Genomic DNA, 14,034 nt, shown 5'->3' with positions numbered 1-14,034 from the left:
CGGAGTGCGCCGGGGGACGGGAAAAAACTTAACACAGCAGGCCGCCACTGCGGCCAGCCATCTGAATGCGCGTCAGGACCGCGACAGCAAGCGCCGCTCGAGCCACGCCAGCGTCTCCCGCTGCATGTCCGCGGACAACGCATGGCCGACCGGGTAGCCACGCAGCTGATGGGCCACGCCCAGTGCCTGCAACCGGTGCGATGCGGCTTCGGCCAGGGTGTAGGGCAGCTTGTCGTCGTCGTAGCCGTGCACCACCAGCGCGTCCAGCCCGGCCTGGCCCACATCAGCCGGGATGCTCGGCGCGATTTCCGGCAGGATGCGCCCGCACAGGATCGCGAAGGATGTCACCCGCTGCGGCTGGGTCAGGGCGACGCTGGCGGCCATGATGCCGCCCTGGCTGAAGCCGGCCAGCGCAGTCTGCCGCGCATCCAGTCCCAACCGCTGCTGTTGGCCAGCCAGCCAATCCGCCAGCAGCAGGCGCGAAGTCTCGGCCTGCGCCGGATCGATCACCGGCCCCTGCGCATCGAAGCGCACCGTGAACCAGCCGAACGCCTGTGGCCCGAAGACCACAGGACCGCGCGGCAGCAGCACGTGCAGGCGCGGGTCGATGGCCGAGGCCAGCGGAAGCAGCGACTGCTCATTGCTGCCCACCCCGTGCAACAGCACCACCAGGCCCTGCGCCGGTCCTTGCGCAGGGCGCTCCAGCACCGGTTGCAGCAGCGGGTTCACGCCGCATCCTGAGCGCGCTCGGCGCCATCGAAGCGGTACAGGTCCATCGCCAGGAAGCCGGCATCGATACCGGCATCGATGCGCTTGGCACCAAAGCCGCCCTCGCCCGCCGCGCCCATCGCGAAGTACAACGGCAGCAGATGCTCGTCGGTGGGGTGCGCACGCTCCGCAAACGGTGCCTGTCGGCGGTAATCGAACAGGGCATCGCGGTCGTTGGCCGCCAGCCGCTGCTCCACCCAGTCGATGAAGGGACGCACGTAAGGCGCTTCCTTGCCGTCGTGGTAGTTGCCCCAGTCGTGCAGGTTGTGGGTGATGCTGCCCGAGCCGATCAACAGCACACCCTGTTCGCGCAGCGGCGCCAGTGCGCGGCCCAGCGCGAACTGATGCTGCGGGCCCAGCATCGGCTGGATCGACACCGGTACCACCGGGATGTCGGCCTGCGGGTGCAGCAGGCGCAGTGGCACCCACGCGCCGTGGTCAAGGCCACGTTGCGGATCGAGTGCCACCGGCAGGCCTGCGGCGGCGATGCGACCCGCCACGTCTTCGGCCAACGCCGGATCACCGGGCGCCGGGTACTGCAGTTCGAACAGTTCGCGTGGGAAGCCCCCGAAATCGTGGATGGTGGGCGGGTGTGGATGGCTGCCGACCAGCGGCTGCCGGGCCAGCCAATGCGCCGAGGCGATGACGATCGCACGCGGTGCCGGCAGGTCGCGGGCCAGCTCGGCCAGGCGCACGCCGACCTGGCCCGGATGCAGGGCGGTCATCGGCGAGCCGTGGGAGATGTACAGCGAAGGCAGGCGGGACATGATCTTCTCCAATGACAGGAACAGGCAGCGGGCCAGGGGACGATCAGCGCGAACGCAGGGTCCAGCGGCCATCGCCAAGCAGGAACAGCACCACCAGGGCCAGCGCCCAGAACGCCGGGTATTCCCAACCGCCGCCCGTGTTGGCGAAGCTGAAACCGTTGGCGCCATGCACCGTCACGATGGTGCCCAGCAGCAGCGGCACACCGAGCAGGCCGATCCAGCGCGCGTAGATGCCGAGCAGCAGCGCTGCGGAAATCGTCAGCTCAACGGCGATGGTGAGGTAGCCCAGGACGCCGGGCAGGCCCAGCGACTCGAAGAAGGCAGCGGTACCTGCCGGGGTGAACACCAGCAGCTTGGTCAGTGCATGGACCAGGAACAACACACCCAGGGCCAGCCGCAGCAGGGTCGCGGCATACGGGGCAAGCGGGGACAGGGGAGTGGCGGTAGCGTTCATGGGGCACCTCGGTGGGGACAGGGCACAGGTTATTGCGCTCTTCCCCACCGATAAATACGATGAATCGACCGTATTTATTTCAAAAGGCGCAACAATGGACACCCTGGATGCCATGCGCGTGTTCGTCGCGGTGGTCGAACGCAACGGCTTCAGCGCCGCCGCACAGGCGCTGGACATGTCCACGGCCGGGGTCACCCGCCAGGTCGCCGCGCTGGAAAAACGCCTGTCCACCCGCCTGCTCCACCGCACCACCCGCCGGGTCAGCCCGACCAGTGCCGGCGCCGCCTATTACGCGCAGTGCGTGCGCCTGCTGGCCGAGTTCGATGCGCTGGAAGCCAGCATCGGCGCACAGGCGCTGGAACCGTCCGGCATGCTGCGCATCAATGCGCCGGTCAGTTGGGGCATCGCCCGCCTCGGCCCCTTGCTGGCCGGCTACCGCGAGCGCTTCCCGCAGGTCGAACTGGACCTGGCACTGTCCGATCGCCTGGTGGACATGGTCGAAGAAGGCTACGACGTGGCCATCCGCATCACCCGCGAGCCGGGCCCGACGTTGATCGCACGGCGCCTGGGCCAATCGCGGATCAGCCTGTGTGCCGCACCGGCCTACCTGTCCGCACACGGAACACCACAGGCACCAGAGGATCTGCAGACGCATGCCTGCCTCGGCTACAGCTACTGGGCAGCCGGCGACCACTGGCCACTGCAGGGACCCGGCGGCGAAGTAAAGGTTGCAGTGACCACCCTGCTGCGCGCCAACAACGGCGATGTCCTGCGCGAAGCGGCGATTGCCGGCATGGGCGTGATCCTGCAACCCGACTTCCTGTTGCACGAGGCCCTCGCCGATGGCCGCCTGGTGCGCATCCTGCCCGAATGGGAAGCCGCGCCGATCGGCATCTTCGCCGTCTACACCAGCCGCAGCCACCTCGCGCCGAAGGTGCGCAGCTTCATCGATTACCTGGTGGAAACCGGGGTGTGAGGGCGCTACCAGAGACGCGCCCATGACACGGTAGCGCCGGGCCATGCCCGGCGAGCGCGCAGCGCGGCCTAGGCGGCCACCTCATCCAGCTGCGCAATGATCTTCTCCAGCGGTGCCGGCCGCCCCAGCAGGTAGCCCTGCACCTGGTCGCAGCCATGCGCGGCCAGCCAGTCCAGCTGCCCCGGCGTCTCCACGCCCTCGGCGATGATCGTCAGCCCCATGCTGTGGCCCAGCGACAGCAGCGCCCGGCAGATCGACGCGTTGCGCGGATTGGTCTCCACGTCGGCGACGAAGCTGCGATCTATCTTGAGGATGTCCAGCGGCAGGTGCTGCAGATAGGACATGCTCGAATAGCCGGTACCGAAATCGTCCAGCGACACGCTGATGCCCTGCTCGTGCAGGCGCTGCATGGTCTGCATCGCCTGTGCCGGCTTGCGCATCAGGCTGCTCTCGGTCAGCTCCACGTGCAGTGCACCGCGGGCCAGGCCGAAATCCTGTTGCGCGCGGGCGAACTCGGCCACCAGATCGCTGTTGAAGAACTGCACCGCCGACACGTTGACCGCGATCGACAGCTCGCCCCACCCCGCTTCCACCAGACGCCGCTGCGCCTGTGCCGCCGCGCGGATCACCCAGCGTCCCAACGCCAGGATCAGGCCGGTGTCCTCGCACAACTGGATGAACTCGCTGGGCGGGATGAAACTGCCGTCGGCCTGCGGCCAGCGCAGCAGGGCCTCCAGTGACGCCGGGCTGCCATCGCTGGCGTGCCGGATCGGCTGGAAGTACAGCTGGAACTCGTTGTCGATGGCCGCGTGGATGCGACCGGCCAGGCGCAGGCGGTCGGCCAGGCGGGTGGTCACCGCCGCATCGAACCAGGCCACGACGTTGCCTTCGGCGCGGGCCGCGTGCGCCGCCTGCGCGGCCATGCCGATCGCCTGTTCCGCACTGTGGCCTGCATTGGCGTCATGTACCGCCACACCAATGCGGGGTTCGAACTGGTGCAGCGAATCCTGGCCGCGCATCGGTGCCGAGACGATCTGCAGCAGATCGTCCAGCACGCGCTGGGTGTTGTGTTCCGGGGCGATCGCCAGCACGAAGTCTTCTGCCGGCTGGAAGGCCAGCAGGCCGAAGCGCGCGCCCAGCCCGCCCAGGCGCGAGGCCATCGACTGCAGAACCGCATCGCCGATCTCGCGGCCCAGCGTATCGGCCACCAGCTGCAGGCCGCGCAGCTGTACATAGGCGATGGTATAGGCGCCGGACTGCTCGTCCAGCTGTTCGCTCAGCGCGCGTACGTTGAGCAGGCCCGTGGCCGGGTTGTGCCGCGCGTGATAGGCCAGGTCGCGTTCGTAGGCCAGGCGCTCGCTGACATCCTCGGCCAGCACCAGGCATGCGGGCTGGCCATCGAAATCCAGCTGCGACAGGTGCACGCGCACTTCAAACACCGTGCCATCCTTGCGCTGGTGCAGGCGCACCGCAGCGTCCTGCAGTTCACCACTGCGCACCTGCGCGATGGCGCCCTTGACCTCGTCCCAACCCTCGCGCGGGCGGATGTCGAGGATGCTCATCTCCAGGAATTCATCGCGGCTGTAGCCGTACTGCTGCACGGCCGCCTCGTTGACCTCGATGAAGCGCAATGTGTCCGGATCGAACACCCAGAACGGCGCGGGGTTGCGATCGAACAGCAGGCGGAAGCGGCGCTCGACCTGGCGCATCTGCTCGCGCGCCTGGTAGCGCTCGCTGAGGTCGGTCAGTGCACCGATCATGCGCCGCTGCCGATCGGCCACCGCCACCCGCTGGCCGCGCGCGGCCACCCAGCGCACGGCACCGCCGGGCAGCACCAGGCGGAATTCTTCGTCGAGTACCGCGGTGCCGGCGAAGGCCTGGTCGAAGGCCTGCTGCATGCGTGCGCTGTCATCGTGGTGCACGCGGGCGAAGAAATCGGCCACCGGCAGCGCATCGGTCTGCACACCGAAGATCTCACGCGCCAGCGGTGACCAGCGCAGCAGCGCAGCGTCTTCGTCGACATACCAGGTACATACGCGGCCCACCTGATGGGCCAGGCGCAGCTCGGCGTGGCCGGTCCGCAGCTCTTCGGCCATCGACTGCTGCCGGTAAGTGCTGCGGCGCACCGCATACAGCAGCACCAGCAGCAGCGCCACGTACGCCAGCACGATCACGATCGCCGCCTGCAGATACGGCCACCAGGGCTTCAGCACATCTTCGTTGGCCAGGCCGACCTGCACCGCCAACGGGCTGCGTTCCAGGGTACTGATGGTGGAGATGCGCGGAATGTGGTCCACCGCGCCGGGAATGCTGCCCAGTTCAACCACGGCCTGCCGGCCCAGCAGCTTGCGTGCCGGCAGCGTGTAACGGCGGCCGACGGTGCCATGCGGATCGGGGACACGGGCCAGCATGTAGCCATCGGCGTCGCTGATCGAGGCCAGGCCACTGGGCCCCACATCCAGACCGCCCACGATCCGCTGCAGTTCGCCGCAGCGCAGCCGCGCCAGCAGCCAGCGATCACCCTCCATCGGCAGCGCCAGCGGCACCACCCAGCCACCGTCGTTGGCACGCTGCGGCGGCCCGATGTACAGCGCGCTTCCCTGCCCGCGTCGCTGCGGATCGGTCCACAGCGGCAGCTGCAGGTCGCCCTTGCCGGCCGTCAGGGCGCGGCCGTAGGTATCGAGCACGACAATGCTGTGCAGTTCGGCGTGCCGGCGCAGCACGCCGGCAATGGCGGCATCCAGCAGCGCGGGTGCCTGCGCAGGCACCGTGCGGAACAACTCGGCCGCATCGGCGGCGATGCCCCCCATCGCCCGCTCCAGGTTGCGCAGTTCCAGTGCCAACAGGCGCTCGCTGCCTACCGCCAACGCCCGGCTCTGCCGCTGCGCGGCTTCCAGCCGACGCTGGTAATCGTTGGCCAGCATCGCGGCCAGGCCGACCGCCAGCAGCACGCCCAGCACCACGCCGCCCCAGGTAATGGCACGCAACGGCCGGGCCAGCGCGTGTCTCAGCGCCGGCATCGGTCGGTCTTCCCTGGGCAGTCGGCTGGCTTCATGCGCGAACGATTCCTCCACGTCCCCGACCTCAACGGCCGGCGGACGCCATTCTTGACGCCTCAACCTGTCCTGCATGCGCCCTCCCCCGGGTGCTGCAGACATCCAGCCCGCAGCATGCACCACGCCGATGACCGCGTGAAGGTCGCTGCTGCGTGTTCAGCCAGATCACGCACAGTGCTGGCCCTGCCGGGCACGTCCAGCCGGCCCGCAGCGGATTAGACTTGGAGTTTTCCGCCGCAAGAGAAGTCCATGTCCAAGCTGCGCCGCCCCACCCTGGCACTGGCCATCGTTGCCAGCCTGTCCCTGGCCGCCTGCGACCGCCCGGCCGATCCCGCCGCCGGCACCGCCGCACCGGCCGAGGCGACACCCGCTGCCGCCAAGCCGATGCTGGGCAGCTTTGGTTTCGATGCCAGTGGCATGGACCGCAGCATCGCCGCCGGTGACGACTTCTTCGGCTTCGCCAACGGCAGCTGGGTGAAGAACACCGAGATCCCGGCCGACCGCTCGCGCTTCGGCAGCTTCAACGTGATCGCCGAGAAGACCCAGGCCGATACCCGCGCGATCCTGGAAGGCGCTGCCGGCAACGCCCAGGCCAGCGGCGAAGACAAGCTGATCGGCGACTACTACGCCGCTTACATGGATGAGGCAGGCATCGAGCAGCGCGGCCTGGCGCCGGTGCAGCCGCAGCTGAAGAACATCGATGCGATCGCCGACAAGGCCGGCCTGGCCCGCGCCCTGGGCGGCGACGTGCGCGCCGATGTCGACCTGCTCAATGCCACCAACTTCTACACCGACCGCCTGTTCGGCCTCTGGGTCTCGGTGGACCTGCTGCAGCCCGACCGCACCGCGCCGTACCTGGTGCAGGGCGGCCTGGGCATGCCGGACCGCGATTTCTACCTGGGGGGTGGCCGCATGGCCGACCTGCGCAAGCAGTACCAGGCCTACATCGCGCAGGTGCTGCAGCTGGCCGGCGTGGCCGACCCGGCCGGCAAGGCGCAGCGCATTCTCGCTCTGGAAACGAAGATCGCGCAGGCGCATGCCACCCAGGAAGAAACCAATGACGTGACCAAGGGTGCCAACCCCTGGACCCAGGCCGACTTCAACGCCAAGGCGCCGGGCATGGACTGGGCCGCGTTCCTGGACGCAGCCGCACTCGGCAAGCAGCAGGACTTCATCGTGTGGCAGCCCAAGGCCGTGGCCGGCCTGTCCAAGCTGGTGGCCACCGAGCCGCTGGATGCCTGGAAGGACTACATGACCTTCCACGCGCTGGACCGTGCCGCCGCCTATCTGCCGAAGAAGTTCGCAGATGCGCGCTTCGCCTTCCATGGCACCGCGCTGAGCGGTACGCCGCAGCAGAGCGATCGCTGGAAGCGCGCTGTGGATGACGCCAACCATGCCGTCGGCGAGGCCATCGGCAAGCGCTACGTCGAAAAGCACTTCGATGCCAAGACCAAGGAACGTGCCGACGAGATGGCGAAGAACATCATCGCCGCCTTCGCCAAGCGCATCGATGCACTGGCCTGGATGTCACCGCAGACCAAGGCCAGCGCCAAGGCCAAGGTCGCCGGCCTGACCGTGGGCATGGGGTATCCGGACAAGTGGCGCGACTACAGCGGCCTGGAAATCCATCGTGATGATCCGCTGGGCAATGCACAGCGCGCCGAACTGTTCGAGTACCAGCGCAACATCGCCAAGCTGGGCAAGCCGGTCGACCACAGCGAGTGGGCGATGCTGCCGCAGACCATCAATGCGATGAACGTGCCGCTGGAAAACCGCCTGGTGTTCCCGGCGGCGATCCTGCAGCCGCCGTTCTTCGACGGCGCCGCCGACGACGCGGTGAACTACGGTGCGATCGGCGCGGTGATCGGCCATGAGATCAGCCACGGCTTCGACAACGCGGGCGCGCTGTTTGACGACACCGGCAAGCTGCACAACTGGTGGACGGCCGAAGACCTCAAGCAGTTCAACGCTGCCGGTGATGCGCTTGCCGCACAGTTCAGCAGCTACGAGCCGTTCGCCGGCGTGCACGTCAACGGCAAGCTGACTCTGGGCGAGAACATCGCCGACGTCGCCGGCCTTGGCACCGCCTACGACGCCTACCAGTTGTCGTTGCAGGGCAAGCCGGGCCAGACCCTGGAAGGCTTCACCCCCGACCAGCGCTTCTTCCTCGGCTTCGCCCAGGCCTGGCGCAGCAAGAGCCGCGAGCAGGCGCTGCGCAATTCGCTGCTGACCGATGTGCATGCACCGGGCCAGTTCCGCGCGCTGACGGTGCGCAACATCGACGCCTGGTACCCGGCGTTCGACGTGAAGGAAGGCCAGAAGCTGTACCTGGCCCCGGACAAGCGGGTCAAGGTCTGGTGATGTAACGCGAACGGGCGCCAAAAGGCGCCCGTTTCGTTTTCATAGGTAGACGCCAACCTTGGTTGGCGCTTTTCCGCCATCCACGCATGGCGTGGATCTATTGCCTGCGCATACCCGCCACGACCAACGTCGCCGCCGCCGCGAACCCGGCCGCCGCCCACAGGTTGGCGTGCAACCCGAGGCCATCCAGCAGCAGCCCCCCACCCCACGCGCCCAGCGCGATGCCGATGTTGAACACGCCCACGTAAAGCGCCGTAGCGATCTCCACGGCCGTGGGAGCAGCCGCCATCATCCATGTCATCAACCCCACCGATACCCCGCCATAGGCCAGGCCCCACACCAGCAGCACCACCACACCGCTGGCTGGCGTGCCGCCGGTCCACAGGAACAACAGCGGTGTCAGCAGCAACCCCAGCGCAATGGCCAGCAGCAACCCGCGCGGACGTCGCGCCGCCAGCAGGCCAACCATGAAGTTGCCGACGATGCCGGCCATGCCATAGGCAAACAGCAGGCCTCCGATCCATGTCGCATCGATGTGTGCCAGCGTGGTGAGCAACGGCCGCACATAGGTGAACGCGATGAAGTGCCCCGCCACCAGCAGCAGGGTCAGCAGCAGCCCTTGCTGCAGGCCGCGGTTGCCCAGCTGCTGCACGAACTGGCGCGCGCGCACCGAGCCGTCCACCGGCAACGCCGGCACCACCCACAGGTGCAACAGCAGGACGGCTGCACTGAACGCAGCCATCACCACAAAGGCCCAGCGCCATCCCAGCGCCTCGCCGATCAGCGCACCCAGCGGCACGCCCAGCACCGAGGCCGCGGCTACGCCACCGAAGATGATCGAGGTGGCCAGGCCGATGCGCGCTGACGGCACCAGGCGCGCCGCCAGTCCGCCGGCGATGGCCCATATGCCGCCCATGCAGAAGCCCACCAACACACGCGCGGCCAGCAACCATGCGATGCCTGGCGCCAGTGCCGAGGCGACGTTGGCCACCAGCAGCAGGCCGAGCAACGCGCACAGGATGCGGCGACGATCAATGCCACCGGCTGCAATCACCACCAGCGGTGCGAACAGCGCCGCCAGCAGTGCCGGCAACGAGATCATCAGACCGGCGGTGCCTACGGACGCACCGAGGCTGTCGGCAATGGGGGTCAGCAGTCCGACCGGCAGCATTTCGGTGGTGACTACGGAGAAGGTGGCGAGGCCGACGGCGGAGATGGCCCACCACGGATGGCGGGGCACAGGCGCCGCGTGCGCGGGCGATGAAGTACTCACGGGACCATCCCTGCAGAGGAAGTGGACGAAGCAGAAGTGCGTAGCGCACCCTGCGCGAGCAGGGCGACCAGCAGCACGACACTGCCTGCCACCAACGCGACGACGAAGCCGCTGCGCACACCACCGGCATCGACGCTCTGCCCGGACAACGCAGCACCCAGTGCCACGCCGATGTTCAGGCCAGCCAGCAACCAGGTCATGCCTTCGGTGAGCCGCCATTCGGGCACGCGCTGTTCCACCAGCGACATCGCCACGATCATCGTCGGCGCGAAGGACAGCCCAGCCAGCAGCACCGCAGCGGCCAGTGCAGGAAGGGTGCTCACCGACAGCAGCGGCAATGTGGTCAACGCGGTGGCTCCTGCACCCAGCAGCAACAGGCGCCGCAATGGCACCTGCAGCTTCAGCGCACCAAACAGAAGGCCTGCCACGCAGCTGCCAAGTGCGTAGGCCGACAGCACCGCGCTGGCTGCCAGTGGCTGCCCTCGCTGTTCGGCAAAGGCCACGCTGGTGATGTCGACCGTGCCGACGATCACACCCATCGCCAGCATCAGCAATGCGAGCAGGCAGATCTCCGGTTGTCGCAGCAGGGAGCGCGAAGGTGCGGCGCCCTCGCAGGTCTGCAACGGCGGTTCGGTGCCACGCTGCAGCACCAGCAAGGCCACGCCGACGACCAGCAGCAGGGCGGCAGCCAGCACGCCAGCCTGCGGCCATACCGCCACCGACAGCCCGACCGACAACGGCGGCCCGGCGATGAAGGTGACCTCATCGAACACCGTCTCCAGCGAATAGGCCGTCTGCAGTTGCGGGCGGCCGCGGTGGATCGCGGTCCAGCGCGCCCGCACCATCGCCGACACGCTCGGCATGCAGCCGGCCAGCATCGCCGCAGCGAACAAGGTCCAGTCCGGCGCCTGCAGCACTGTACAGGCCAGCAGGAGCAGCAGACCTGTCGCGCTGGCCGCGGTGGCCCACGGCAGCACCCTGCCCTGCCCATGGCGGTCGACCCAGCGCGACACCTGCGGCGACAGCAATGCATAGGTGAGCACGAAGGTGGCCGACACCGCGCCGGCCAACGCATAACTGCCGCGCAGCTGCGACAGCAAGGTGATGAAGCCGATGCCGGTCATCGGCAGCGGCAGGCGTGCCAGCAGCCCGGCCAAGGCAAGCCCGGTGGTGCCGGGGGCTGCGAACAGGTCGCGGTACGGGGTGGCCATCGAAATCTCCAGGGCAGCGACTTGCCTGGCGCACGCGGCGCCACGACAATACATACAGAGCGTATGAATAAGAGCCTACATTCATACACCGCGTATGTAAATAATCATGCACTTCGTATGTAAGGAGTTCCGGATGGTCCGTCGCACCCGCGCCGAGATGGAAGAAACCCGCGCCAGCCTGCTGGCCACCGCCCGCCGCGTGTTCAGCGAACAAGGCTATGCCGCCACCTCGATGGACGATCTGACAGCCCAGGCTGGGCTGACCCGCGGTGCGCTGTATCACCATTTCGGCGACAAGAAGGGGCTGCTGGCGGCGGTGGTCGCCCAGCTCGACGCCGAGACGGACGCGCGCCTGCAGGCGATCAGCGATGGTGCGGCCGATACCTGGGACGGCTTCGCGCGGCGCTGTGGTGCCTACCTGGAGATGGCGCTGGAACCGGAGATCCAGCGCATCGTGCTGCGCGACGCACGTGCGGTGCTCGGTGGTGCATCACCGGAATCGCAGCAGCACTGCGTGCACTCGATGCAGCGATTGATCGAACAGCTGATCGCGCAGAGCGTGGTCGCACCGGTGGATGCGCAGGCACTGGCTTCGCTGATCTACGGCAGCTTGGCCGAAGCTGCGTTCTGGATAGCGGAAGGTGAAGATGGCGATGCGCGCCTTCGCCAAGCAACGGCGGCACTGGAGATGCTGCTGCGTGGGCTGAAGTCGACCGGGTAAGGCCTATCCACGCATGGCGTGGATCTACTGTGGGCCATCCACGCATGGCGTGGATCTATCGTGTGCCGTCCACGCATGGCATGGATGCGCCGTGTCATCGGCGCATGGTGCCGGCGTGCAGTAGATCCACGCCATGCGTGGATGCGGCGCCGCGCGGCGGCGCGCCGACCAAGGTCGGCGCCTACCGCGGCAATGCTGGCCACTCGCGCAACACGTCCACCGGCACACCCACCCGTGCGCAGGCACGGGTCGCCAAGCCATCGGGCAGCGCGCGGCGGAACAGCGGTGCCATGCCCTGCATCAGTTTGGCCGACGCCGCTGCCTGCGCACGTTGGCGCGTGCTGCGCTCGAGCATGCCCTCGGCCCAGTCCGGCAGCAGCGCGGCACCGGCACCGAGGAAAATTTCGCGTGACAGGCCCGGCACCGGCACCGGCAGGCGCACGCCGGACAGCACCTGCAGCACTTCGCGCGAGCGTTCGTCCACCACCAGCTCCGGCTGCCGCGCGCAGAAGTACGCGTCCACTTCCGCCGCACTGCGCGGCACATCCACCGCTCCCAGCGCTTCGGCCACGCAGCGGTATTCGTCGTAGTAGCGGTCGGCGATCGCGGCAGGCACTTCACGCCCGTAGCGGCGATAGCCCTGCAGGAAGCCGTAGGCCTCGGTCACATGCACCCACGTCAGCAGGTGCGGATCATCAGCGGCATAGGGCTCGCCCTGCGCGGTATGACCGCGGATCTGCGCGTGGATGCGCCGCACCTTGGCCACCAGCGCTTCCACCTCGCCTGCCGGCGCATAGCTGGTGCCGGCCACGAAAGCGGTGGTACGGCGCAGGCGGCCGACCAGGTCCTGGCGGAAATTGGAATGATCGTAGACACCGGCCAGCGCGCGCGGGTGCAGGGTCTGCAGCATCAGTGCACACAGGCCGCCGGCCAGCATCGAGGGAAGTTCGGCGTGCATCCGCCAGGTCACGCTGTCCGCACCGAACCAGCCGGGATCGCCCAGCGGGTGGTCGTAGTCGATGCCACTCTGATCACGCGGAAACGCATCCAGTACCCAGCGTCGGATCGGGGCGGTGACGGGGCGGGAAAGACGGTGCAGCAACGGCGGCATCACGGGTCCAGATCGGCGGAGGGACGGACCGCGTCCTGCGCGGTCCACCCCGATTCTGGGCGATCACGACAGGCACGGCGAGCCCGGCCGCTCAGCGTCGGTTTCATGTGCGCGCGCAGCACGTTTCACCCTGCGACATCTTGTCGCAGGCCGCGCGAGCAATGTTGCGACGCACCAATATTCACCTGTTCAGACAGAACCCTTGTGCCGCGTGGCCTTGAGGCCATTGCACCGCTCGCTGGAAGTGCTAGAACTGAACCCGCCACACCGTCCACTGCAGATCGCCGCACGTTCCACCAAGGAGCCAGCCATGATTGCTTTGTTCAAGGGTTTGGGATTACTGCTTCGCGACAACGAGCTCTACAGCAGCCCGTTCGAAAAACAGGTCGCGCACTGGCGCACCCTCAGCGAACAGCAGATCCGCGATGAAGTGGCGGTGCTGGCCCAGGCCAAGTGCCAATGGCTGATCACTTCGATCGTCGGATGGCAGGCGGCTTCGCTGCTGATCCTCGGCCTGATCACCAATTACCTGTGGCGCGACGATTACCACATCACCTTCACCCGCGTGGTCGTGGTGTTCGGCTCGTGGATCTCGATCCTGTTCGTGATCTGGTTCATGGCCAACATGTTCGACCGCACCGCCGGCTTCGAGCGCTGGATGAAGGCCTTCAACAGCCGCGCCCGCATCACCTCCAAGGCTGACAGCGTCGAGCACGTGGCCGAAGCGCTGGACCTGGCTGAACACTATCCGGAAGTGCTGGACTACAAGCAGGCGGTCACCGCCAAGCGCGAGCTGCGCCACGAGGACATCCGCATCATGACCGAGATCGGGCGCATGAAGCAGCACTCCGAACTGGTGGGTCGCCTGAATCATGTCGGTGAAACCGAACACCATCACGACATGACGCTGCAGCCGGCTTACTGAGCCGAACGCAATCCGGGGGGAGCCACAATGCCACCGTGCTCAGTCACGGTGGCATTGTTCTTTCTGCACGTCGCTGACGCACTGGCGGAAGTCCTTCGGCAGGTTACTGACCTGCTCGGTCTTGCCTACGGCCACCGCGAAATGGCGCAGCGGCGGCGTCGCACAGGCGGTGTCGGTGCTGCAGCCCGGGGCCAGCACCAGGTAATGGCATTGCCCACTGCTGCTGGCGATGCATTCAAAACGCGCCACGCCATCGACCACCGTGCTCTTGCTGTACAGCGTGTCCACGCCATTGGCGTTGGTGCGGGTGATCGAGGTGTTGCTGGAGTTTTCGCAGCCGGCGATGGCCAGCACGGCGGCAGCTGCAAGCAGGATACGGCGCATGTTCGTTCCTCGGTGAATGGCAAAAGC

At 67.6% G+C, this 14,034-nt stretch carries 12 protein-coding genes; 4 read left to right on the top strand and 8 right to left on the bottom strand.

All coding sequences use genetic code 11. The features are described from left to right. Positions 1 to 72: 72 nt before the first annotated feature. The 3 genes from CR156_RS22185 to CR156_RS22175 are packed head-to-tail and all read right to left on the bottom strand — an operon-like array spanning position 73 to position 1,989. On the bottom strand, positions 73 to 729 hold the full coding sequence (locus tag CR156_RS22185; protein WP_100554628.1) for an alpha/beta hydrolase: 657 nt from the start codon (positions 727 to 729) through the stop codon (positions 73 to 75). Further along, positions 726 to 1,535 carry a dioxygenase family protein gene (locus CR156_RS22180; protein ID WP_100554627.1) on the bottom strand — a complete coding sequence of 270 codons (810 nt, stop codon included), beginning with the start codon at positions 1,533 to 1,535 and terminating at the stop codon, positions 726 to 728. The genes CR156_RS22185 and CR156_RS22180 overlap by 4 nt, the downstream gene beginning before the upstream one ends. Positions 1,536 to 1,578: 43 nt before the next feature. Beyond that, complete coding sequence (locus tag CR156_RS22175; RefSeq protein ID WP_100554626.1) at positions 1,579 to 1,989, bottom strand: DoxX family protein; 411 nt, start codon at positions 1,987 to 1,989, stop codon at positions 1,579 to 1,581. A gap of 94 nt (positions 1,990 to 2,083) precedes the next feature. Between CR156_RS22175 and CR156_RS22170 the strand changes: the two genes are divergently transcribed. Continuing rightward, positions 2,084 to 2,965, top strand: coding sequence for a LysR family transcriptional regulator (locus tag CR156_RS22170; protein ID WP_100554625.1), 882 nt, complete (start codon positions 2,084 to 2,086; stop codon positions 2,963 to 2,965). A gap of 68 nt (positions 2,966 to 3,033) precedes the next feature. Here the strand turns inward: CR156_RS22170 and CR156_RS22165 are convergent, their stop codons facing one another. Next, a complete protein-coding gene (locus CR156_RS22165; protein WP_100554624.1) occupies positions 3,034 to 6,096 on the bottom strand; it encodes a bifunctional diguanylate cyclase/phosphodiesterase in 3,063 nt (1,020 codons plus the stop codon). Between the two features lie 174 nt (positions 6,097 to 6,270). Between CR156_RS22165 and CR156_RS22160 the strand changes: the two genes are divergently transcribed. Then, positions 6,271 to 8,382 (top strand): M13 family metallopeptidase, encoded by a 2,112-nt coding sequence (locus CR156_RS22160; protein ID WP_100554623.1) that lies wholly within the window; start codon positions 6,271 to 6,273, stop codon positions 8,380 to 8,382. 97 nt (positions 8,383 to 8,479) lie between these two features. Here the strand turns inward: CR156_RS22160 and CR156_RS22155 are convergent, their stop codons facing one another. Then, positions 8,480 to 9,655, bottom strand: coding sequence for an MFS transporter (locus CR156_RS22155; protein ID WP_100554622.1), 1,176 nt, complete (start codon positions 9,653 to 9,655; stop codon positions 8,480 to 8,482). Further along, the gene (locus CR156_RS22150) at positions 9,652 to 10,866 is read right to left on the bottom strand and encodes an MFS transporter (protein ID WP_100554621.1); all 1,215 of its coding nucleotides are present in this window, start codon (positions 10,864 to 10,866) and stop codon (positions 9,652 to 9,654) included. The genes CR156_RS22155 and CR156_RS22150 overlap by 4 nt, the downstream gene beginning before the upstream one ends. A gap of 133 nt (positions 10,867 to 10,999) precedes the next feature. On the opposite strand from CR156_RS22150, the gene CR156_RS22145 reads away from it, so the two are divergent. Beyond that, entirely contained in the window at positions 11,000 to 11,587 is a 588-nt protein-coding gene (locus CR156_RS22145; protein ID WP_100554620.1) for a TetR/AcrR family transcriptional regulator, read from the top strand. A 181-nt stretch (positions 11,588 to 11,768) separates the two neighbouring features. Here CR156_RS22145 and CR156_RS22140 read toward each other — a convergent pair whose 3' ends face one another. Further along, positions 11,769 to 12,698, bottom strand: a complete 930-nt coding sequence (locus CR156_RS22140) for an oxygenase MpaB family protein (RefSeq protein ID WP_100554619.1) — start codon at positions 12,696 to 12,698, stop codon at positions 11,769 to 11,771. 310 nt (positions 12,699 to 13,008) lie between these two features. Between CR156_RS22140 and CR156_RS22135 the strand changes: the two genes are divergently transcribed. After that, complete coding sequence (locus CR156_RS22135; protein ID WP_033832034.1) at positions 13,009 to 13,623, top strand: hypothetical protein; 615 nt, start codon at positions 13,009 to 13,011, stop codon at positions 13,621 to 13,623. 39 nt (positions 13,624 to 13,662) lie between these two features. On the opposite strand, the gene CR156_RS22130 is transcribed toward CR156_RS22135, so the two are convergent. Next, positions 13,663 to 14,007, bottom strand: coding sequence for a hypothetical protein (locus tag CR156_RS22130; RefSeq protein WP_100554618.1), 345 nt, complete (start codon positions 14,005 to 14,007; stop codon positions 13,663 to 13,665). Between the last annotated feature and the right edge of the window lie 27 nt (positions 14,008 to 14,034).

The sequence above is a fragment of the Stenotrophomonas lactitubi genome, from assembly GCF_002803515.1.
GTDB lineage: Bacteria > Pseudomonadota > Gammaproteobacteria > Xanthomonadales > Xanthomonadaceae > Stenotrophomonas > Stenotrophomonas lactitubi.
This window is presented reverse-complemented; position numbering and strand designations above follow the sequence as displayed.